Genomic DNA, 25,120 nt, shown 5'->3' on the forward strand with positions numbered 1-25,120 from the left:
AATATATTTTTGGAGTAAAATTTATTTTTCATTATTTGGGTTTATCGCCTTTGTTTTTTGTATCGTTTTAAAAATCAACGTTAGTATAAATATAATAACTGAGTTGATTAAAAGATTGTCAAGTTTCATAAAACCAAATTGTTTTTCTGTGTCCGAAATCCAGAATTGGTAATAGATTGCTGGATACCCAATTACCTGACCATTGTTAAAAGGCGCCAATCCGAAAAAAAGGCTGTATAAAAAAGTTAACGATAAATATATGATTGCGGTGGTTAGAAATAGAAATATATTTTTCCTCATAACTGGTTTTTAAGTTATTTCTAGTTTTTTAGTTATGTTCAAAGTATTTCTTCGATTATTTCTCATAAGTTTTCTTTAAATATCTAGTTAGCATAGCTTTATCATTGCCAACTTGAATCATAAAAAACTCATTCTCTTCTTCAATTAAAGAAACATTAGTTTTAAAATTTCTTTTTGTAATCTGTATTATAGAATCTTGAAATCTTTTGATGTTAGTATTAAATCCATGATATTTTATAAGTATAAAACCTTTTCTGAGTGATAAACTATCATTGTAAACCTTCAAATATCGAGAATATTCTTTTGTATATTCTTCAGGTTTTAGTTTTGGACAAGTTCCTGTCAAAGCGAAATTCAAAATATAATCTCCTTTATCAAAACGCATTTGAAAAGCACTGCAATCTTCTGAAATATGATTTTCAGTTAAAATATAGGGGTCAGGTCTTCCGATTTCATCTTCTTTATTTTTGCATGACAGGCATAAAAAAAGAAGCGTAACAATTACTGAAGTTTTCATTTTTTTGTGATTAGATTAATTTTTCCAAATTGATTATGAATTATTATCACGCTACTTCCTATATACTTTAAAAGGAAATCCTTTTTTAAAACCATCATCAGGATAATTAATTTTCCAATTTTTATTTTCTAATTGCTTATAAGTGTATGTCTTATATTCATATTTTCCAATTCTAAATAAACTATCGCTTTCTACTAAAGAACTCTTTTCATGTTTATCATCTAAAATTTTATAGTTTTTAAATTCAATGTTAGCAATAAAACAGTCAGTATCATTTCATTTCTAAAATACACTTTCTAAATAATCTAAATATGTTTTTGATAATAACCCAATAAATCCATATAAAAGAAGGCATGCTTTTTCAACTTTTCTCCGTATTCATGGGAATGTATTAATCTCATTTTATCATTATCCATCATGACAAAGTTCCTAACCACTTTTGGATCAACATTCTCAGGATAACGTTCTTCGTAATGATATAACTCAATTATTAAACAGACTTATTACAACAAGAGCCGAGATATTGAAGGAAATGACTAAATCTTCTTTAGGACGAGACGGTGATTTTATAAGTTTTCATTATATACAAAAAAAGACTGCCACTTATCTAAATATTCATCCAAGCTAATATCCCAAAAAAATGGTGATGCACAAAAAGAAATGACTTCATTTGTAATAACATAAATTCTTTCTTCAAACAATGAATCTTCATCAAAGTAATCAGACTGAACGTAATATATTTCATTTATGCATTTTTCCAAGTCATTTTTCGTGAGACCGCTTGCACGCAATTCATCTAACCATTTGAAAAGATTAATTCCAAACATCTTAAATTGCTCTCTATTCATCAATTTTAAATTTTCATAAGATAATTTAAAAACTAATTTTTCTTTTATTTCTTCTATTTGAAAGGGTTCCATAGTTTTTTTACTGGTTTCTATAATGGAGCTGTTGATTGTATTTCATATTTCTATACAAATATTTTGGTTGGTCTTCTTTCGGACGACTATCTCCACTCATTAATAGTGCAACCCCCAATTCGAATTGCAGCTGTTGCTCCCGACATTCCAAATGCTGTACCAACAGTAAATAGAAGTAAAAAATATATTCTGTATTTCATCAGTTGATTTTTTAAAACAGATCTCTTTCCGATTCTTCAATCGAAATGGAATCATAAGAGGTATAATGTTGAAAATCTAAAAACAAATCATCGATGTGATTGTATTTTTTGACTTTATGATTTGACCAATTTTCATCAACAGGCATAAAATCAGCTTCAAATTGATAACTGGAAAAAAAGCAAATTGTCATATAAAAATCCGACCTAGAGCTATCTATTCGTGCAATATAATCATCAGCGCTTTTGTTGTTTACAATTCGTAACGAAAACTTTTTATGACAAGACTGATTCGACTTTTTTAATTTGTATTCGAAGTAAAAAAACTGTTCTAGTTGTTTAGATGTTATTAGATTTTGCAAATATTCAATATAATCAAAAGCATCTTCTAGAGCATTAAATTCCCTTAACGTACTTTCACGATTTAAGTATTGTTTTTTATCAGAAACAGAATTATTTAATACTTCTTTCTCTGAATAATACACATATATCTTTTGATCAAATCCTAAATAAATGCCATTACTAAAATTGAACCTGCTTTGGTTTTTTGAAAGATCAACTTCGTAATCTAAATACTTAAGTTCTCCTTTCTTTTTTAGTGTATTGAATACCTTTATATTGAAATTTTCTAGATTGTTATTTGTCATCATTCAACAAGTTTATTTACAAGAACTTTTTCTTACTTCAGATGCTGTTAAATAGAACCGTTTTTGTGGGTAATATACGAAGTACAACAACATCTCATTTAATTCACAAATGGTCATGTTCTTCAAACGAAAATTCTATTACTCTTGAACATTCCTACAGTTAAAGTTTAGGATATTATAAATATTCACAATTAAAGAAATAAATAAAATACTAAAAATTATTAAATACATTTTTTTTGTGATAAAAGTTTTATCGTTTTTTAAAATTTTGAAGATAAACTTTAAAAATAAATTCCATAATATTATTGTTCCAAATAATATTATAAAAAGTAAAAATCTTTTAAATAATAAAGAATTTAAATCGTCATGGATATATTGACATAATCTATATGGACTAATGTTAGAAAAATTTTGAATTATTATGAATAATACAAGAAAGAATACATTTGTTATTATACTTGTTATGCTGCTATTTTTCATTTTAAATTAGCTTTTGCAGTTTTGATTAAACTGAAATGTTATTGGTAATCTACGTTAAACCCAACTAAAATTATTTTAAATGTTTTTTTCATTACCAAATAATCAAAACTGGTAAATTATAACGTTTAAATCGGCTAAAAATATTTATAAAATCTTTATCCGCTATAGGTTTTACCCAGCCAAATTCTTTGTTTTGCAAACCTATTGAATTTCTATCCAGCGATATTTCACTTTCAAAAATTAATTTATTTTCGGAATATACATATATCTTACTTTGTATTGTAGCTGCATCGGCTCCAGTATAGCTTAGTTCAGAATTAAATAAATCAGTTATTACTTTTTCATCTTCACATTTTAGAACATTCCATTTAGGAATATTAGTATTTAAGTTGTCCAATTCTTCTTTATTAAATACTAAATAAGCTTTGTAATTCCTCTTTTTTTCAGTCTTTATGTATTCTTTTAATTTAAAAACGGAATTTGCGTCCAAATTAAAAGAATTAAATTCTTGACTATTTTTTAATTGTATTGCAAATGGTTTATAGAAGCCATATAAAACTAACAATACAACTAATGTTATAAAAAATCTTTTAATCATCTTTTTCTTTTAATTAGTTTTTTTTAAAGTACTTTTTCATATTCCACATGCTGTGAAGCCACAACCGTTTTTGTTGGTAATATTAAAAGTCCTGCTATTTTAATTGATAACAGGACTAATATTAATATTCTTTACGCAGCAAAGTATAAAGCTTCAAATTTTAAGGTGCATTTGTATATCCATCATCTTCCAGACTTTTTAAACCACAATTTGGGTGAGTAGTTTTATAAACTTTGCCATTCAAGTCTGTCCATATTCTTATTTTAAAGGAAGGATTACCTCCACCAGATTTTTCAATTGTATACGCATTTTTTGGTTTGAGTCTAAAATCTATTGCCGATTTTCCTTCAAAATAATAGTAGCCTTTAGAAATCTTATTTAATGATAATTTAGCGGGAGCTGAACTTTGATTTCCATTCCAAACTAAGAAACTTCCTTTCTCATACAAAAAACCATCTGGCTTAATTGAATCATTTGTAATTAATAATTTAATTATAGGTTGCTGATCACAAGTAATTATTGATTGCTCATGAATGTCAAAATAAAATTCATGATCACTGCTTTTGCATGAAGAAATCAAAATGATTAGCAGTAACAAGATTTTGCATTTAATTTTTTTATTTTCCATCAGTGTAATTGGTTGTCCAGATTTTGTATATATAGTTTTATAATTCGCTTTCAGTAATAAACTAGAATTAGCTTGTTTTTCATTCGGATATATAAATAAGGCGAAGAAAACGAACTAGAATGCTCCTCAAACAAAACTTCTCGAAAAGCAATGTACTCCACATGCTGTGAAATAGAACCGTTTTTGTTGGTAATATACGAAGTACTTCCCAAATGATCAGGGAGGTTATTACATTAAAAGTCCTGCTATTTTAATTAATGACAGGACAAAATATATGATTGGAAATATGTAATTTTTTTTCAGGACAAAACAAAGCATTCGGGTTTAGAATTCAATCCAAATAGGTTCTTCTTTGTAAAAATAATTCAACATATCTGGACTTATTTCTTTTTTTATTTCATAATTCCTTTTATTTAATTCTGTGATCACTTTAATTAAATCTGAATATTTAAACAATTCATAATTCTTATTCAAAGGTTTGTTTTTCATTACTATTCTATACTCTTCAAATTTTCCCATTTTAACATTGTCTTTGAATATTGAAATTACCTCTCCTGCAAAATGATATTTTGGTAAATATTTTTCATCTAAAACATAAAAAGACAGTGGATAAAGTTCTTTATTGCTTGGGTTATTAAAATAGAAATTATCAATTTCTGAGGCTTTAAATACGAGTAGTAAATTCTCTTTTTTGTCAAATAGTATTTTTGTTTTTCTATCAAAATTTATTAATGCAAAACTTTTGTCAGAAAAAGTAATTTTCATTTTTTTTAAAAAAAGTCTGCCGTCATTTTCTATGAAGGGTAGTGTAGTATCGCAAATGTATTTTTTTTCTTCAAATGACTCTAAATCTTTAGGATAGTTGAAACTATCTGCTTTTTTTTCACAATTTGTGCTTTCTTGTAATATAATTGAATTTTGATGTCTATTACAACTCACTAATAAGATATAGTTAATCATTATGAAGTATAATATTAATTTCATAATAGTTGTTTTTTTAAAGGTTTTTTGTTGGTAATATGCGAAGTACTTCCCCAATGATCAGGAAGGTTATTAATTAAAAGTCCTGCTATTTTAATTAATAACAGGACTGATATAATTTCAAATATGTAAAATTTTTTTGAGGGTCAAGACATGGGATATTTTCTATTTTTTTTCGCTTTATTCTTTTTATTGGTCTCTTTTAATGTTGCTTTTTTAAAAATGCATTTAACTCATTTATTTGTTTTCCTGCAAATGATATAATTAAAAGAACAAAGGCAACAATAACCCATCCAATATTTACATATCCTTTTTTAAAAAAATAATCAAAATCTTTATCGTAATACAATTTAATGCTTTCACCAATTTTTAATTTATCGCAGAGCGTTACACCGACAGGAATTTTATCCGTTTTATCCTTATATCGTATACCAATTTTTGAGCTTCCACTTTTACCATGCCAGCAATCAATTTCTGTTATAATACAATCTTTTAAATTATTTTCATTTTTAATAATATTTTGTTCTCTAAAATAAAAGAAACAGATTGTTGTAAAGAACAATATTATTGTTATTCTAAATATAATTGTTATAATTTTCATTTTTCTGATACTTTATCCTGAGCGTAATTCCCTAGTGCTTTTGCAGTACCTCCGCCCATTGAGTTTAATTTAAAATCCTTTTTAGTATTCTTTTTTATTGCTTCTTTACTAGATTTAATTATGGCATCTTGCTTTTTTATATGTTTGGCAGTTGCTTTCGCAGTTTTCTTACTTACCGATTTTTCGGCAGTTGCTTTTACGATATCTTCAGCAGCTTTTTCAGCTTTTTTAGCATACTTTGTAGATTTTAATACCGTTCCTACGCTAACTTCTGTGAGAGAGCCTGCAAATAATTCCATAACATGACTAAAATCTACTTTTTCATATTCTGTTCCTTTTAAAACATCTTTAAGACCTGATTCAAGCATGTCTATCCCGACATTAAGAACAAATTTTAAAATTTTTAAATTTCGAGGCTTAGTTACCCATCTTTTTAATGCTCCAATACCATTATCTATAGTTCCTTCTGCGGCACCAAATGCAGCGCCTACGACAATATCAATACCATCTCCAAGATCTAAATTTGTATTAGCTGTCCAAAAATCCTCACCATCCATCATTTTTGCTCCAATTATTCCTAAATATTCTGTAAAAGCACCTAAAGCGCCACCGATAATGGCTCCCGCCACAGCTTGTTTCCCATTTGGGTCTACATAAAGTATTGGATTTTGATAACAATAGATGTAAGGATTTAAATTACCATTATTATAAACACCTCCATTATGTTGTCCATCAAAATAGAACTCCTCTTCAAATATTGGGTTATAAAGCGCTAAAGGATCCACATTCAACCACAACGAAGTCTTCATATCCAAATACCTAGCCCCATAATAACTCAAATTCGTTTCACGATCCAATTCTTTCCCATTAAACAAATAAGGCGAAGAAAATGAACTCGAATGTTCCTCAAACAAAATCTCTCCAAAAGCAATATACTCCACATGTTGTGAAATAGAACCGTTTTTGTTGGTAATATACGAAGTACTTCCCAAATGATCAGGGTGAAAATAGAAAATATCGTTTTCTGGCATTCCTGTTCCTGTAAAACCTTCTCCACCTTTTACAGTTGTCGGCTCAATTGGCGGACCAAATTGTACGGGCGGTCCAGGAACATCACCAGGAGCATTGAAAATCGGATTTCTAGGCCAGCCTTCTGGCGGCTCTTGGTTTTCTTCTACAGGTTTAATTACGTCACTCGGGTATGGATCTCCTGTAAATTCAGGCGTTGCATAAATCCCTTGCTGTGTCGGCGGTCCTGGAGGTAAACCTAAACTTTTTACATAAGCATCCATTGCTTTTTGTTGTTCTGCTGTCAGTTTGGTATAATTTACTCCGCCTGCTGTGATTTTAAGGGGTTGTGCAAAAGCTCCGTTTCCTAATTTACTAACTATACGTCCTGCTCCTTCAAAATAATGTTTGGTAAATTTACCTTTACTGATTACAAAATAAGGAGATACATATCCTGTATAATCATCGGTATGTACAATTGCAGCTGCAGTTTGACCATTTATAGCCACATGCTGCGAATCTCCTGAGCTTTTTATTACTCTTTCGCCTCCTGCATCATAAGTATATTGGTGAATTCTTCCGTTATCATTAATTCCCATTAAACGGTTTTCTTCGTCCCAAGTCATTTTTCTGAAGTTTTTATCTTCTGTATAACTCGTCGGGTTTCCATTGCCATCGTAAACATATTCTCTAGGAATTGCTTTTCCTTGCTCCGCAATTTTATTTGGGGCATTTGGATGCAGTTCGTTGTCGTAATTATAATCTAAAACATAACCTTTCTGCTCATTGTTTACCGTATGCACCAAATCCTTTTTAGTGATATTATGCATTTTGTTGTAACTCATATTAAGCTCATAAGTCGCTTTCGTAAACTCTCCTTGATAAGTTGCTTTTGCCGATTTCAATCGATAAAAGTCATCGTACTCGTATTCGTGTGAAGCGGTTCCTCCCAAAGTATTGTTTACAACAGGAGCTGTATTTTTAATGTTCAATACATTTCCAACTAAATCATAACCGTACGAGTTATTCATAACTTGTCTCGCGCCGCTTTTTACTTGCATTTGCTGTAATCTACGCATTACAGGATCGTAGGTATAATTGGTTTCAGTATCGTTTCCGTATTTTAAATATTTACGCTGTTCAAATTCATCATAACTCAATTGCTTGATGTAATCGTAGGTATGACTTTCTTTTTTACCCTGCATGCTTTGCAGATTTCCGGCACGGTTATAAGTATATTCGACTACTTCGCCATCTGGATACGTCATTTTCTGGATACGGTTCCAAGTATCGTATTCGTATTGCGAAATATAAGTCTGCACATCGGTCGGCGTAATACGAAGTGTACGGATTTCTTTTTCAACTTCTCCCAATTTTCCGTAGAAAAATTCCTGTCCGCCGCTCGCGTCTTGTACAAACCATAATCTGCCTCGGCGTGATGCTGTTCCGTCTGCCTTACCGTAATTATACTGCACGTTGTTTTGAGGATTCTTAGGATATTTAATGCTTTCTAAACGGTTGTAATTGTATTCGTATTGTATGGCACCACCGTTTGGCACTGTGTTTTTGATATCTTGAGTAATTCTTGTTGTTAGGTTTCCTGCCAAATCGTATTGCATGGTGCTTGTTCCTGCATCGGGATGGGTAAATTCTATGCGTCTTCCCAGCCAGTCGTAACTGCTTTTGGTAACATGATCCATAGCATCGGTTACTTTAATCATTTCTCCTAATGCATTGGTTTCAAACTTTGTGGTCAAATCGTTCTGCATGCTGGCTAGATTCTGGCCAGTTGCATCAGTAAATGTTTGACTCGTTTTGTTTAAAGCATCGGTTTGAGTGGTTTTCAAAGAAGGAATGCCATCATAATCTTCTAATGCAAAAACCGTTGTGTTTGTGCTTCCGTCTGGTAATGTTGCTTTAACAGCACGACTAACTTCATCGTATTCGGTTTCAGTTGGAGTAACGGTAGATACTGCTGTGCTAAAATTATTATCAATAGTCTTAGTAGTAGTAGGGTAGTAGCTGGTAGTTGGTCTTCCTAATCCGTCATAAATTATCTTTCCAGAAATGATATGCGCTTCTTGATCGGCACTTCCTGCCTGCGTAAATAAGCTGGCCGTTTTTTTCACCTGCAAAGCTCTTCCTAGTCCGTCGGTATAAGTTAAAGTTTCGATGTCTTTATCCAATTCGGGATCGTAATTTTTGGTTTTTGCATACGGAACTTTCGCATCTGGAAAATATTCGTAGGCAATAGTATACGATTTACCCGAAGCAATTTCGTAAGGCGCTTTAATAGCTGCTGGACGACCTTTAGCGTCCAAAGTATAAATCGTGCTTTGATCGTTACGGTCAGTTGTTTTTAATGGAACTCCATAACGATAATCGTATTCCATTTTATTTTGATAACCAAAGGCATCTTTGATTTCGGTCATATACTGATGGTTTTCTGTCTCAAAAGTATATTCCAAAGTCATTCGCTGGTCTTTATGATTTTTCGGCCCGGTTATTTTTTGGAGGTTCCCGTATGTATCGTATTCAATATCAGTAATCGCAATTTTATCCGAAGCAGCATAATTTTTAATCTGCGTCACTTCGGCGGTTTTTGTGTCAATGGTTGTTGCTCTTTTACGACGTAATCCATCAGTTGTATACACTTCTAATTGTTTTGGAATACCTCCAAAATAAGGCGTAGCACTTTCGTGATACGTAATTTTTGCTGTTACTTTATCATCTGCCGTTCCGTTTCCTAAATCTTCGTATTGCGTGATATTTCCATTAGCATCATAAGTATTAAACGTGTTCGTTTCAAGATATTCAGTTCCTCCTTCGTATATTTTCTGATTCGCGTGAATCATTCCCACGAAAATACGTTTATCATCGCAAGAAGGTAAATTTAAATCGGAAACAGCAACACTTGCCTGCGTTGCTACATCTGTGAAACTATATTCGTTTTCAGATTCCTGACGCATTTTTCCATTTTTGTCTGAAGTATAGCTGTGTTTCAATAAATTTTTACGGAAATAATCCTGATTGTAAAATTCCTGAACCGTAGTCATGAAAACTGAATCATCAGCAGCATCAATCTGTTCCTGAATTACTTTTCCGAAACCGTAGAATTCTCTTTCACGACGATCTTGATAGCCGTCTTCGTAACGGAATTTAGCAATCGAATGATCAATTCCATCACCTGTATGTCCGTCAAAAATATCTACAGATTGTAAAACCCATTTAGCAGAAGGATTCTCGTAACTTGGTTTCGTTAGTTCGTAATCTACCACATAGCTGTTTCCAGCGCCGTTGGTAACGCTTTTTAATTTATTGGTTCTTTTGATGTTAGAAAGACGTACAACTAAATGATCTTCATCTTCAGAAAGTACATAATCCAAATTTCCATCGCCATCCATATCATTAAAAGTTGCTTCGGTACGATTGGTACTAAAACCAGTTGAACCTCCAAGACTTGGGGTAAGTCTCACTAGGAAGATAGGAATATCATAACTAAAACCTACGTTCAGACCATAATTGGTACTGTTATTTTCGTTCATTCTGGAGAACTTCGGATAAGCGATAGGCGTCAAAAAACTATCTCCCATATTTAAAGAAACCATCATTTTACCACCTGTATATTCTATCTTGTCCGCCAGTCCATCAGAATTGATATCAAACATTAAAGTGTTTGAATTGTCTGTACCTTTGCCATAATTAAAACCGCCGGTAAAAGAACCCGCTTTGTAAGACATACCGCTTGAAGGACTGATTGCCCAATTTTCTGAAGCTCCAGTAGCAAGTCCTTGAAAGTTCCATTTTTCTTCAGGTAAAAAACCATAACCAGAGTTTAAAGCAACTTCCCCTGTTTTTTTGACTCTGTCTGTAAGTCCGTCGCCATTGATATCCATGTGCATATACTGCGATTCGTCTTCATTTTTTCCTATATTACCAGATAAAGACATAGTAGCAGAAATTCCTGTTGCTTCCTGCTCAGATCGAATCTCATTTACCATATTACAGTTACTGTCTGAAACGGATACGAGTTTCTGAACCGTTTTGGTAAAGGCATGAGAATAACTTCCATCAGAACTTACTCCGTCCGATTTACTTTCTCCGTGGCTGTAATTATAAATTTCGGCTGTATTCGTACTGATACCTCCTGTTGGAGAAGTAAATTGGACTTGTTTTCCGCGTATATAATCAGGAAAACGGTCACCATTAAAATCGGCCATAGTCTGGGTTACATAACTAGATCCAGTTCCTTTACTTCCTCCTGGACCGAGTGGCCCTACTTTTAATCCGGCAGAATAACTTGTACTTTCATTCTCGCTCAAAATCGTAAGCGCCATTGTGCCGCCGCCATCTAAACTTGGAAGACTGGCATCAAAATAAGAAGCAATATCATCTTCACCAAGACGTGATGTTCCCATAAATCGGTTGTCGATAAAAGTGGTTTCTTCCAGACCCGTCATATTGTTTTTAGTATAGATGCTTTGCATGCTTACAAAGTAAACTTTTGCAATATCATAACCCTGCTGTTCTGTTTCTGATTGATTGTCAGGATCCAGATTTGGATTTGCATTGTAGGTATCTGAAGTTTTTAATTCAGATTCAACTACTAAGTCAGAAGCAAAAGTTCCTGTATTATTTATTACAAAACCACCCCATTCTCTATGTCCTAATCCCAGTTGTAATTCTTCAGTAAAGAAATTAGAATAAACAGCATATTTATTAGTATCTGCGGTCCATAAAGTTCCGTCATCATTTTTTACAGTTAAGTAAATCGGCATCTGAAAAAGAGCTACGCACTGTTCTGTTACTTGATTACTTTCTAAAGTCGGAACACTGATTTCGAGATCAATAGGCTGTCCTTGTATAACATTTGTAAACAAAGAAGGTGATTCTATAAAAGTCAAATCTTCTGCCAAAACTGCATTAACCATTTTGTAACGTTTTCTAGCTACTAATTGATTGTTTTGTTTAGCAGTAATAATAACAGATCCGTTTAATTTTGCTTTTAAAGGATTAAATGCCAAAGGAAGCAGATTAAGATCGGTAAGGGCTAAATTAAGATCCAAAACTCCGTCTATATTTGAGGTCTTTTTTTCGATAAGATAATCGCCTTTTCTCTTTTTATAACGCTGTAAAAAGACATCTATTTTTTTATTTTCTGAAAGGGCAGGAGGTACTGCAGGCATATTTACAGAAGGATCAAATGTAATCGTGTTCCAATTAACATTTGTCGAAGTCTCTAAAACCAAACGAATCTGCGCAGTAGTGCTGTTATTCAGCGTGCCGATACTGCTTAAATCAAAAGCAGCTGTTTCATTTGCATTAAATTGTTTCTGATAAAGAACAATTTCAGCAGTTCCAGCATCAAGATCTTTTCTAAAAATCTTAAGAATGATGTGATCTGAAGTAATAGGTTTTACAAATTTTCCTGAAAAAGAAAAATTGCCATTAGAGATCAATAAACCTGAATTTGTACTGCTTATAAAATCTTTTTCGGCATCATAATTTTTGAGCGAATACAAGTTGGCATCTACAGCATTATTTGGAATAGCTACCAAATTTCCTGTATTGTCATTGATTGTTGTATAAGAAATTTTAGGACTCCAGAGAACTTGGTCGTAACTTCCATCCATTATAGAACTTACCCTAAAATACAGCTTTTCGCCTTTAGTTACACTTATTGCATCTAGTTTAGATTTGCTTGCGTAATCATCTGCTGCAATTGTCTGTTTCCAAACAAGACTATTTCCTTTCTGAAAAAATAACTGTACTCCATCGGCCTTATCTTTTCCATCGTTGGTTAAATATTCTGTTCTTTCTGTTGATAAATCTTGCTGTAATTCATAAGTATGCGATACCTGAATCTGTCCTGTAACTGGAGCTTCCCACATACGCACGACATCATGAAGCGGATTTTTAACCTGCATATCTTCAAAAGTCATTGCTGGTGTCGGATAACTTAAGGTAAGTTCACCGTCTCCTGAAACCGGCGAAGGTGTTCCTGTACTTCCCGTTTTAAAGGTTGGAACTCCATTAACTAATCGGTTGTAATATACTTGTCCGTTATTAGCAAAATCGACTAATCCGTCACCATTAAAGTCCATAAAATAACTTTTGGTGTTGCTCTTAGAATATTGTTTATCAAAACCGACAGAAGCGCTTACTTTTGAATATCCAATAACCAAATCTACTCCCCAGTTAAAAGTTTTACTGGATGAATTTCCTATATTGTTTAATGAAATTTCCTGAATTTCTCCAAACGAATTATTGCCTTGATTAGAAAGATTTTTTCTGTAATAAACATTGTTTCCTTTTCTAAAAACTTTATCCGGAAGTCCGTCACCATCTAAATCTTCCAGAGTTACAATAGTTTCAGAAGATCCCCAGCTGTTTCCACCATGCGCACCTACAGTATTTTGTTTGAAATTTCCTGAATCTGCTGACAATCCAACTCCAATACGATAGTTTATGCCGCCAGATTTACCATTCGAACTATTACCGAGTGTATGTCTTCCATGGAGGTCAACATTAGGTAGAATATTATTTTTTAATTGATCGTCTGGAACATCCCACTTTATTTCTGGCCCAAACGGATTGTATTTTCCTGATGAATCACGAACATCATCAAAGTAATCTAAAGTATTTGTATAGAATAATTTGGATTCTGAATCATACTCTGAAATCGATTTTAAAAGTGTTTTCTTAAAAGCACCTTCTTTGTATTCCAGTTCATAACTGCGAATCATTTCGTCTTTATAACGAACTTCGATTTTTCGCAGTAACTGGTTATTTACTTGTTTAAAACCCAAACGAACAGAAACTTGTACATCTGGACGATTTGCTTCTCCTAAATCAGAATTTTTGACGAAAGTTACACTGTAGTTTCCTTTTTCAGAACCAAAACCAGTATAATAAACATTTTTAAGATAAAGTTCTCCATCTTTTTTATCGTATTCGTACTCAACAGTATTTCCTTTTAAATCGACCTGAAGACAAAGTGCCCAATGTCCAATGTTTCCAGAACCGTCTTCTAAAGTAGCATTTGCAGCTAATCCAGATTTATTTCCACCATAATAACTTGCCACACCGCTTTTATCCTTTACGACCCAATAGTAATTTTTTGGAGAAGATCCTTTACGGATGATCTGCTGAAAAGCGCCTTCGCGTCTCGGATAAAACTGTTTATCTGTCGTTCTGCCAATCCATTCTGCTCTATGTGAATTCGGAATTAAAGCTTCGCCGGCAATAGCATAACTTTCGGTTTCATTTGTAGCATCATATCTTGGTGCACCCCAGCGGGTTTCGATATTTACAGACGGCGCTGCAATATCCCAGCCCGTTCCTGCCCAGCTGTGACCTCCGTCAGAATCATATTGTAAATTTAAAGAAGGCTGCATACCGCCACGCCCGTTCGGAATCACGATAGAAAATCCTGTACTCATTGTTCCTCTTCCGTTTGGAGAAGGCGGTGCAATAGACTGAATTCCAACTAAAGGACTCGCTGCTTTTAAATCTTTAATACTTGTCGGTGTATAACCAGAAGTTTCTGGAGATTCTGGCATTTTGATAATTCCTGCAATAAAATCGGTAAAGTGAGTTGTTTTAGCTTGAATGATCCCCGCTTTAAGGTCCAAAGAATCTTTGGTAACTTCCTGCCAAAGACGTTTATTTTCATCAAAATAAAATACATTAATGTCTTTTTCTGTGTAACCTTCTGGAATTGCTTTTTTATCAAAAGGAAGCGATAAAGTCACGGCTTTTTCAAAAATAGTTCCGTGAGGCAGTAATCTGAAACCCGCATTCAGAGCCGTTACATTTACCATTGCCGCATTTAAAGGTGCAATGTCAATTTTTCGAAGTCCGCTTACCGAAACATTTACATCCGATTTTAGTGCTCCAACAGGAAAAACTGCCGAAAAATCTTTGTAAGCAAGTGTATTTGAAGTTTGAAAATGAATGGTTTTAGAAAACTTTTCTCTTGCATTTTCAATCGGTCTAAAACTATCTGTTTTTAAGAAAGCAGCACTTTTGATGATTTCCTGAGTAACTACACCAACTGCATTTTCTTTATAAATAGTAAGAAATTGATTTGTGCCTAAATCTTTTTTATCAAAAACCAACTCAAATTCAGGTTGGTTAACATTTACAGAAATTCCATTAATAGTTAAAGATTTTAACTGTGACGAAAAATTGGTTCCTTTTATATAGAATTTATTGTCTGACTGTAATAAAGTATAATTATGCGAAAGCGCTGCAGGTTTATATACAATTCGTACATTTTTGATTTTATACGCGTTTGCAGCTCCTTCTGGTGCTGTAAACAATAATACGTTATCTCCTTGTCTTAAAGATTGTTCTGAAAGTAGTTCTGACTGCGAAGTCCAATTTTTATTAGGTGATAAAAACTGCCCTCCAATACTGGCTTGATTGTTTAAACTTCGCGAAATAGAAGCCGCTTGATCATAACCATACAATTCATATTCCAAATAAGCATTTTCGTATGCCGAAGGAAGTTCATTAACCGCTAGATGAAAAACATTGTCATAAGCTTCGTCTATATCATTTTCGTCTTTAATACCAATAAAACCTTCTTTGATATCGGCATTAAAAACTTTTGTTGTTTTTACTGTTTTCGAAGCTGTTTTTGCCGGTTCAGAAAGGGTGATTTCTTCACGGTCTTCTAAAAAAGCATTCGAAAGTTTGGCTGCTAAACCAGGGTTTTTAAAATTGATGGCAAACAGAAATGAACTTATTAAAAGTACAAGAATTATAATTTTGTTTTTCATACTATGCTGTTAATCGATTGGGGCAATCGTTAATATTATTGTAGTTAAGTGAAGTTTTATTTCACAATAACTTTAAAAGTTTTAGTTCCGAAATCGGATTTTACTGTAACCAGATACATTCCAGATGAAGCTTTTATGACATCATCATAAAGATAATTTTCAACCTGTGTAAGCTGTTTTTGTTTGATCAAAGCACCGTTTGGCGAATAAACAGTTACCGTAGCATTTGTTTTTTTTGCAAACTGCATCGCAATGGTATAATGCCCGTCTGTGGTTGGATTCGGATATAAAATAAGAACACTAGAATCAAGATTTTCTTTTCCGTCAGATGTAACTGCGATTTTGCTTGATGTTTTACAGCCTTCATCACTTAATAATCTCAATTCATAAGTACCAGTTTGATCGATCAGAATTTTAGGATTATTGTCAATAAAATTTCCTTCGTAATACCATTGATATTCATAATGATCGTTCGGAAGATTTTCACTGGCATCTAGAATTAAGGCATTTCCGTTTGTTAACTGGTATTCCGATTTCAGCTTAGGAAAAGTTCCGTGTTTATCGGCTACAAAAACAGTTTCAGAATATAAATTTCCTTTGTTGTCTCGTACGATATAATCATAATTTCCAGACGAAAGTTTTAAACCCGAGCTACTTTTTGCTGTTTGGTTCCATTGTTTTACAATCGTTTCGGTTCCTTCTTTTTTTACTGTTACCGTAAAAGGACTTTCACCGCCTTCAATCGTATAATTTAATTCTCCAGAAGCTCCTGTGCTGCAATCTGCCTGCGTAATCGAAACACGGCTGAACATTTGCGGCGCTGTTTTAATGGTGAATTTGACAGTGCCTTGCTTTTGATAATCCCAGTTAAAATCTTTTAAAACAAGCTTTTCCTTGCTTGAAGTACTGCTTAACTTGATGTATTCCGAATTGTTTTCATTAAAAGTTCCTTTTCCGGAATGATCAATAAGCAGCCAATAATAACTGTCGGCAGGAAGTGTTCCTTTTATGAATTTAGGATCAAATGTCCAATCTAGACTTAGATCTTTAGAACCCGAAAAATCCAATTGCCATTGTCTGTCAATTCCAAGAGGTTCGCCTTGTTCTTGTTTTTTTATTAAAAGATTTTTACCATTATCACTCCAAAAAACAAAATAATTATTCGGGATGGTATTCGATTTACTTTTAAGTTCAAATGACAAAAGTCCTTCATCGATCATATTATTACTTTTTAATTGTAATAACCCACTGGCATCATCGCGCCCGACAGCAGTAATTGATGACGAAAATCCTTTGTGTTTTTCATCATCCCAAATAGTTTCGCCTAAACTGTTTAAATAGTTTTTATTGTCAAACTGAGAAAGCGAGATTCCGTATTTAACGGCTAAATAACTAGCCGCTTTTTGCGATTCAAAACCAGAAAGAACACGGTTGAAAATCAATATTTCACTGATATTTCCCCTAAACTCTTCCGGGGGTAATTTTTGTATTTTAGATTTTTGTCCGATCGTTAGAGAAGATAACTTTGCAACACTATCAGTTATATTCTGCTGAAAGAAATGAATGTTTGCTTTATGTGGTTTAATCTTTTCCTGATAAGACTGGTAAGAATATTTTTTTAGATCGACCAAACGCTTATTAGTCGCCGCCGAAATTAATTTTTGAGGATCATTAATTGTCCATAAAAATTGTTCTTTCAGGCTGTCTTTTACTTTGTAAACCATAAATAAAGTTTGGCGTCTTTTACTCTCAACTCCTAATGGTACAATAAGAGAATCCTGACCAGTGTCAAAAACAATACTTGGATTAAAGTTAAAAACGGCACCAGCATGTCTTTTAGCCGACACCTTTGCTTCTTTATTATTAATGAGTGTTTCCCAATAATAATTGTCACCTGTATTTCTGGATTTTAGCCAAAAATAAGGTTCAGAAACTCCTCCTGGAAGTATTTTTTCCTGCGAAAAAGCCAGATTTAAAGTGCAGAGAATAACTGCATTTACCAGTAAAAAAATCTTTTTATTCATAATTTAAACTGATTTTTGATGATGATTTCTAAAAATTCCCCAGATCATCAAAGTCGAAAGAATAGCCGATAATCAACGAAATGCTGTTGATTTTATTTTTATTTTCGCTGTAGCGGTGTCCGTTTTCTTCGGTCTTCATTGCATCGGTAATACCAAGAGAATATCTGGCGCCGATCGAGAGGTTCGAACTGAATTCATAACCTGCAGAAAGCACGCCGCTGAAATAATTTTTGCCCGTAAAAGATTCTTTTAATACCTTTTGTACATTGGCATCGGGTTCAAAATAAACTCCCGAATCTGCAAACACCTCTTGGGCATTTGAAGTATATTTGATGTTGTCTCCTGCAATATTAAAACTCAAATAAGGTCCGACGCCCAGATAAAAGCCTTCAACAGGATAATATTTAAACTGCAGTCCGATATTAATATAGCTGTAATTGAAGCTCATTTTATATTTAAGCCCTTTCTTATCTTCATAATTAACATCAGTTCCCTGTCCAGAATAGGACAGCTCGGTTTGGATGCTGACATTGGAATAAGGATATTTCCAGTTGATAAAAAAGCCGCCCGTTCCTCCAAACTTTCCTTCTTCCTTTAAGGTAAATCCTTCGTAAATACCATCAACTATCAAAGCATCTGGAATATTAGACATTTTAGAGTAGATACCCCCGCCAAAAAGGCCGTAAGTGATTTCTCTGTCTCCCTGTGAGAAAACAGATTGTGTGCTTATAATTAGAATAAGCAGAATAAATTTTTTCATTTTTTATAAAATTACCATTGGTGAAAACTGTAGCCCAGCGAAAAACAAAACACACTGCTTTTGTTCTGGTTTTCGATAAACTGAAATGATGAGGCATTGCTTTTGACCATGTCTTTTACACCTAAGTAATAGCGCATGTCAAAATGGATGCTCGAATGGAGTTCATATCCTAATGCAAAACACAATGCAAAATCGTCGGTACCTTCAAGACCATCTATATAAAACTGTCTGGTCGCTACATCGTACATGCCGTTGGCCTCATTAGAGGTGTAAGTCACATTGTTTGGAGAAAGGTTAATTCCGTAGAATACGCCAGCACCAAAGTTCAATCCTTCATAAGGATATAATTTGTAAAGCGCACCGATCTGAAGCGAGGAATAATGCAGGCCTAAATCGAATTTTTTGCCTAGAGCATCTCTGTAGGTGATTTTCTCACCAGACTGTCTAAATAAAATCTCGGGCTGGATCGCAACGCGGGTGTCATGTAGTTTAAAATTTAGAAAAAAGCCGCCTTCAATTCCGTAGGTGCCTTTATTCTCCATTACGCTGTTGTCAAAAGTATTATCGCGCCCTTTGATACTTTCAGGAAGATTACTAATCGAAGAATGCAGCGCTCCGAATTTTAGTCCGTAAGTGATATTCGATTCGTATTGGGCGTGTACAGAAAAATTAAAAAAAGAAAAAAAAAGTAATAAGGGTAATGTTATTTTCATGCAGAAATTTTTTGCGAATATAGGTGTTAATTTTAGGTTAAGTCCCTAAATAACTGATGAAAGGATTGAAAAGACAGGCAATTTACCTGATTTCAGGTATGTCGGAAATGCTCTTTAATCCGTAATTTGTAGAATAACTTCGATATCTAAGTTTTTGTTGAGATACATTATAGACATAGTGGTTCTTTTATTAAAAATTTATGCTAAAGAAGGTTTGGTAATTGTAAAGTGTTTTGAAATCGATATAGTATTAAATAATAATAAAAAATGCCAAATCCGTATATTTACGTGCTGTTTTTTTATACTATCTTTTTATTTTTGCACTGTATTATAAGCCAAAAGCTTAATTTATTTTATCCTCCAAACTGCTTAAATTTTGATGACCTTAGATAATTGGCCGAAACACATCCAGAAATACCTATTTTTGTTAAAAGATGGTTTCTTTCAATTCCCTTATTTATTCAACTCTCCAAAAATAATGTTGGAAAGTTTATTGAAACTCCCAATAGCAAAACATTTCCCTGCAAAAAGTCTCATTACATTTAATACACCGCTTTGTGATGCAAAAATGTATTATAAAGAATTCGAAGAAGGTTTCTGGCTTATTACTTTCTATATGAACCTGAAAGAGAATATAATGGCATTGTCAGGTTATGATAATAATAAAACGAGTGATTATTATCTTTTGACATTTTCTGTTTTTGAATATAAATTTCCTTTAAAAGACGGCAATGCATTAACTTTGTTAAGTACCTGCTGGACAATAAGCAAGCCGAATACAGAAATTTCCAGTTATTTTTATAAAGAGGCTGATGGAAAATTTTTCAGCATTGCAATCACAAAAGAATGGGCAAAAGAGAATTTTTCTTCTAAAAAGTTTAAAGAACGCAAAACGATTTTAAATTTTTTAAACGGAGAGCGCGGTTCTTACACTTGGCTGGATATTTCGCCAAAAGCACATGAAATAGGAGAAGATATTTCTAGACTTTTGGAAAACGAAACCAACTCGGAAGACGATAATCAAAAATTGAAGAAAAAATCAATGAAACTTATTACCGAGTTTTTTGATAACGCTTTTGTAGACAGTCGCTTTACAGATAATATTTCGCTTACAAATGTTGACTATCTTAATGTTTCAAAAGCAGAAAAAATCATTCTGCAGCACATGCATCTTCCATTTATCGGGATCGAGCATATAGCCAAAGAAGTTAACACGTCTCCTACAAAATTAAAGTCCAATTTTAAAGCTGTTTTTGGTTTTTCGATGCTTCAATATCATAAAGAAAAGAATCTGGTTCTGGCTATGCAGCTTATTTTGAAATCGGATTTTAATATTCAGGAAATTGCTGTAATAACTGGGCACGATTCGGCCGGAAGGTTTGCTTCGAGTTTCAAAAAAAGATTTGGACAATTACCTTCAGAAGTGCGTCTTTTTGAAGTGTAAAAATAACGTTTTTGCATAAAATAAAACAATTTAGACTTTTTTGTTCTTTTTTAATTTTATACCTGATTTCAGGTAATTGTTTTATTTTCAGTTTTTTATAAGTGCTTAATTCTTAGTTTAAATACAATTTTTCTTTCACGAATTTTCTTTTTGAAATATGTCCGAATTGACTATTGACAGCTGTATTTTTAATATACATTTGGCGACGAAAAGAAAACTTTAACATTTTCAGAATCAGTAATTCTGTTTGTTAATTCTTAATCTCTTGCTGATTTTTCAGCTACAATAATTTTTTACTTACATGTTTATGCCAGGTTCAAAAATAGGATCTGAGCGTACAGGACTTGTTATGCTTATTTGAATTTTAAATTGTTTTAATATATGGGGAACTTTACTTATTTGAAAATTTTAACGAACAGCAAAAAACGAATGTTGAAAGGACTTTCGGTTAGTTTTTTACTGTTGTTGTTAATGGGAGCAAAATCTACTGCCCAAAACGCAGCTAGTTTTGAGTCCAATCAGTTTTACAAAGTAATTTCATTTGGCGAAAAAATTGATTTCGGAACTATCGATGAATCTGTAACATGGACCATTGCTAATTCTGCAAAAAATATTCACGCTACAATTCGCGGTAATGAAATTAATAACTATTCATTCGAAGAACCGGGAGAATATGAAATTAATTTTCACGAAAATAAAAAACATGATGAAGAATGCCATCATCCGGCGTTTGAAGAAAGATTTAAAATAAAAGTAGAATCTGTGAGATTGACTTTTGATTTTTCTAAAATCACTTTTTCTGAGAAAATTGCAAGAGGAAGAAATTATTCAGATTTAATAATTACAGTTCCGGCAAAAATTACTACAAAAGATAATTCCAATATAAAATTACCTGCACCGACCATGTCAGTTGCGGGATTAGGGGTTTCATTTACTGTTGAACCACTAGAAAAAGAGATTGTTATCGGTAATAAAACACAATTATTGAAATATAAAGTTTCAGGAATTGTTAATCAGGAAACGTATTTGATGTTTGATTTTGATGATTTTAATAATCAGGTTCAGACCTACAATCTTCATCAGATAATAAAATAATTCTACGAGTATGATAAAAAACTACTTTACTTTAAATAGAGTATTGAATTTACAAAAGACAATTATTTTGTTTTTTGTCTTTTTTGTATTCAGTCAGGTATCAAATGCACAATGTGCTATTCCTGTTCAAGGATGTTCAGGTACCAATTTATCGAATTTTGGTGCTGATTCTAATAATGATGCTTCATCGATCGAATATGATAACTTTATATCAAGTTTTCATAGTACTATTGTAAGAACCTCAGATGGTTCTCTTCAAGTTTGGGGAGAGAAAGTGGGAAATAATGGAACATCAAATGTAGTATCACCTTTAACAATAAACAAAGCTAATTTTGCGGGTTTAAATTCTGGAGTCACAGTATTAAAAGCAGCACTTGGGAGTAATACTACAAATGGTACTCAAGGAATAGTTTTGGCTACAGACGGATTGTATGCATGGGGTACAAGAGGATCGGTTTTAGATGCCAGCCTTACTCCCAGTGCAGTATTTCAGAAAATCACAATTGCTTCCAATACTAACGGATTACCAACTGGTGTAACTACCAGTGATGTAAAAATGATGTTTGCAACCTATAGAACCTTAGCTATTACGACATGCAGCGGAGATGTATGGGTTATTTCTCAAACTCCAAGTGTTAGAGGGAATGGAGGTACAGGTGATTCTTTAAATTGGTATCGAGTAACAACTTCAGAGACTGGTAATCCATTTTTGACGAACGTTGTTGTTTGTAGAGGAAGTCTGAATGGTCTTATGGCTTTGAAATCGGATGGTACAGTATATGTCTGGGGTGATAATGTGTATCTAGGTGATAGTAATCCTAGCGTATCTAGTCAGACTACAGCTGCGCGAATGACACTGCCGGGATCTATAACTCCAAAAATGATTGGATCTACATGTAATAGAGACAATCAAAGAAGTTATTATATATTGGCTACTAATAGCAACCTGTATTCTCTTGGAGCGAATGCGAGTAAACAATTAGGAGATTGGTACACTACTGAAAGACAATCATGGGTACAGCCAAGGTATACTTCCCGTACTGGACAAGTTATGAATAATATCAGATGGTTTAGTGTACAAGAACATGATACAGAATATAGCGCTGTAAATGTAATTACCAGTGATTATAATTTGTATGCATTTGGACAGAATGATAATAGATTACTTGGCCGTGGCAGTAATACCGGCTCTGTAGATCCACTAATGCCAGATGGTGTATCAGCTTCTGATAAAATTTTAGCTGTTGAGACAGGCGGACATACTTCAATGATTGTTAAAGCCTGTGAATCAAGATTTGGTTATGTTGGTCATAGAATTAATGGTAGCATGGGGAGTGGACCGGCTGCTACTACTGGAACTGAGAATTCTTATAATTTTACAACCGCGAATGTTCAAATTTGTGGAGCAGAATCAATTCCAGTTATTCAGCCTATTTCATTAGGAGGAGGACCCGATTCTAAATATTGTATTGACGATCCTGTTTTATTAGATCCTAGTCCAGAAGGAGGAACATTGACTGTAGTGAGTGGACCAGGTACCTTATCAGGCAATATATTGACTTTTACAGGAACCGGTACTGTTGAAGTTCGATATACCATAGCCACTTCTTGTGGAGGTACTACAGTGACGAACAGAACTTTTGAAGGAGCGATTTGTCCTGCAGATCTTGAGATTGCAAAAGTGGCGAATAATATCACTCCAAGTGTTGGAAATAATGTTGTTTTTACCATTACAGCCAAAAATAATGGAGCATATAAAGCAACAGGAGTGACTGTAAATGATGCACTTCCGACAGGATATACTTTTGTAAGTGCAACTCCTTCTGTAGGAACTTGGACTGCTCCAACTTGGACTGTGGGAAGTCTTGCCAGCGGAGCCAGTGCGACCCTGCAGATTACTGGTACAGTGAGAGCAACAGGAACATATGCAAATACAGCGACTGTTTCTGGAAATAATCCAGACGGTACTACTGGAAATAATTCGGCAACAGCTACACCATTAGTTCAAACGAATCTTTCGGTAACAAAATCCGTTGATAATACGACTCCAAATGTTGGAAGTAATGTAACTTTTACGATTACAGCCTCTAATGCAGGACCTAGTGGTGCAACAGGAGTAACGGTTACTGATAATCTTCCTTCTGGGTATACTTTTGTGAGTGCAACACCTTCAACAGGTACATGGTCTGCTCCAGATTGGACTATTGGAAACCTTGCTAATGGAGCAAGTACAACTCTTACCATGGTGGCAACGGTAAATGCTGCAGGTTCGTATGCTAATACAGCTTCTATTGCAGGTTCGCAAAGTGATCCTACTCCAGGAAATAACTCAGGTTCAGTTACACCAACTGTAAATCATGCACCAACAGCGGTAAATGATCCTTATACAGTAGATGAAGACAATACTGTAACTCTTTCACCATTAACTAATGACAGCGATGTTGACGGTAATACAATCAGTTTAGTTTCTATAAACGGAACTACCGTAACAGGTTCGGCTCAAAGTATAACAGTTTCAAATGGAACAGTAAATATCTCTGGATCTGGAGCAATTACTTTTACCCCAACAGCAAACTTTAATTCAACTACACCGATAAGCATTCCTTATGTTATTACAGACGGAAGATTAACGTCGACTGCAAATATTTTAATTACGGTTAATGCCGTAAACGATGTGCCGGTTGCTAACAACGATGCTTACACCGTTTTAGAAGGAGGAACGCTTACAGTTACAACAGCAACTGGTGTTCTTTCCAATGATACAGATGTAGACGGAAACACTTTAACAGCGGTTTTAGTTTCAGGTCCTGCAAACGGAACCTTGACTTTAAATGCTAATGGATCTTTTACTTACATCCATAACGGAAGCGAGACAACAACAGACAGTTTCACTTACAGAGCCAATGACGGAACAGCCAGCAGCAACATCGCAACAGTAACAATTACTGTTACCCCTGTAAATGATGCACCGATTGCTTCAAATGATTCTTATACAGTTGCTGAGGGTGGAACTCTTACGGTTACGGCAGCAAATAGTATATTGTCAAACGATACAGATGCAGAGAATAATCCACTTACAGCAATTTTAGTGACTAGTCCATCACATGGAACCCTGACATTAAATTCAAATGGAACTTTCACATATACCCATGATGGAAGTGAAACTACAACAGACAGTTTTACTTACAGAGCCAATGACGGAACAGCCAGCAGCAACATCGCAACAGTAACAATTACGGTTACACCTGTAAACGATGCTCCTGTTGCGAGTAATGATTCGTATACAGTTGCTGAGGGTGGAACCCTTACAGTTACTGCAGCAAACAGTATATTGTCAAACGATACAGATGAAGAGAATAATCCGCTTACAGCAATTTTAGTTTCGAGTCCATCACATGGAACCCTGACATTAAATTCAAAT

14 protein-coding genes are annotated in these 25,120 nt (G+C 33.8%); 3 read left to right on the top strand and 11 right to left on the bottom strand.

Features of this window, described 5'->3' with window-relative positions; translation table 11 throughout:
- Positions 1–355 precede the first annotated feature (355 nt).
- From ACFSC2_RS05160 to ACFSC2_RS05210, 11 genes are all read right to left on the bottom strand, one after another.
- Entirely contained in the window at positions 356–817 is a 462-nt protein-coding gene (locus ACFSC2_RS05160; RefSeq protein WP_379816631.1) for a hypothetical protein, read from the bottom strand.
- A gap of 566 nt (positions 818–1,383) precedes the next feature.
- On the bottom strand, positions 1,384–1,737 hold the full coding sequence (locus ACFSC2_RS05165; RefSeq protein WP_379816630.1) for a hypothetical protein: 354 nt from the start codon (positions 1,735–1,737) through the stop codon (positions 1,384–1,386).
- A gap of 211 nt (positions 1,738–1,948) precedes the next feature.
- Positions 1,949–2,584: a hypothetical protein gene (locus tag ACFSC2_RS05170; protein WP_379816629.1), complete on the bottom strand. Its 636-nt coding sequence runs from the start codon at positions 2,582–2,584 to the stop codon at positions 1,949–1,951.
- Between the two features lie 568 nt (positions 2,585–3,152).
- Complete coding sequence (locus ACFSC2_RS05175; protein WP_379816628.1) at positions 3,153–3,659, bottom strand: hypothetical protein; 507 nt, start codon at positions 3,657–3,659, stop codon at positions 3,153–3,155.
- 160 nt (positions 3,660–3,819) lie between these two features.
- Entirely contained in the window at positions 3,820–4,287 is a 468-nt protein-coding gene (locus tag ACFSC2_RS05180; protein WP_379816626.1) for a hypothetical protein, read from the bottom strand.
- A gap of 324 nt (positions 4,288–4,611) precedes the next feature.
- On the bottom strand, positions 4,612–5,271 hold the full coding sequence (locus ACFSC2_RS05185) for a hypothetical protein (protein ID WP_379816625.1): 660 nt from the start codon (positions 5,269–5,271) through the stop codon (positions 4,612–4,614).
- Between the two features lie 199 nt (positions 5,272–5,470).
- Positions 5,471–5,869, bottom strand: coding sequence for a hypothetical protein (locus tag ACFSC2_RS05190; RefSeq protein ID WP_379816624.1), 399 nt, complete (start codon positions 5,867–5,869; stop codon positions 5,471–5,473).
- Positions 5,866–15,663 carry a SpvB/TcaC N-terminal domain-containing protein gene (locus tag ACFSC2_RS05195; protein ID WP_379816623.1) on the bottom strand — a complete coding sequence of 3,266 codons (9,798 nt, stop codon included), beginning with the start codon at positions 15,661–15,663 and terminating at the stop codon, positions 5,866–5,868. The genes ACFSC2_RS05190 and ACFSC2_RS05195 overlap by 4 nt, the downstream gene beginning before the upstream one ends.
- Before the next feature lie 56 nt (positions 15,664–15,719).
- The gene (locus ACFSC2_RS05200) at positions 15,720–17,687 is read right to left on the bottom strand and encodes a T9SS type A sorting domain-containing protein (protein ID WP_379816621.1); all 1,968 of its coding nucleotides are present in this window, start codon (positions 17,685–17,687) and stop codon (positions 15,720–15,722) included.
- A gap of 28 nt (positions 17,688–17,715) precedes the next feature.
- Positions 17,716–18,447: a porin family protein gene (locus ACFSC2_RS05205; RefSeq protein WP_379816620.1), complete on the bottom strand. Its 732-nt coding sequence runs from the start codon at positions 18,445–18,447 to the stop codon at positions 17,716–17,718.
- 11 nt (positions 18,448–18,458) lie between these two features.
- Positions 18,459–19,160, bottom strand: a complete 702-nt coding sequence (locus tag ACFSC2_RS05210) for an outer membrane beta-barrel protein (RefSeq protein ID WP_379816619.1) — start codon at positions 19,158–19,160, stop codon at positions 18,459–18,461.
- A gap of 379 nt (positions 19,161–19,539) precedes the next feature.
- On the opposite strand from ACFSC2_RS05210, the gene ACFSC2_RS05215 reads away from it, so the two are divergent.
- The 3 genes from ACFSC2_RS05215 to ACFSC2_RS05225 all read left to right on the top strand — a co-directional run.
- Positions 19,540–20,604 carry a helix-turn-helix transcriptional regulator gene (locus tag ACFSC2_RS05215; RefSeq protein ID WP_379816618.1) on the top strand — a complete coding sequence of 355 codons (1,065 nt, stop codon included), beginning with the start codon at positions 19,540–19,542 and terminating at the stop codon, positions 20,602–20,604.
- Between the two features lie 381 nt (positions 20,605–20,985).
- The gene (locus tag ACFSC2_RS05220) at positions 20,986–21,699 is read left to right on the top strand and encodes a hypothetical protein (protein ID WP_379816617.1); all 714 of its coding nucleotides are present in this window, start codon (positions 20,986–20,988) and stop codon (positions 21,697–21,699) included.
- A gap of 10 nt (positions 21,700–21,709) precedes the next feature.
- The coding region (locus ACFSC2_RS05225) for an Ig-like domain-containing protein (RefSeq protein ID WP_379818574.1) at positions 21,710–25,120 on the top strand (3,411 nt) is incomplete at its 3' end.

The organism is Flavobacterium artemisiae (assembly GCF_042678225.1).
Classification (GTDB): Bacteria; Bacteroidota; Bacteroidia; order Flavobacteriales; family Flavobacteriaceae; genus Flavobacterium; species Flavobacterium artemisiae.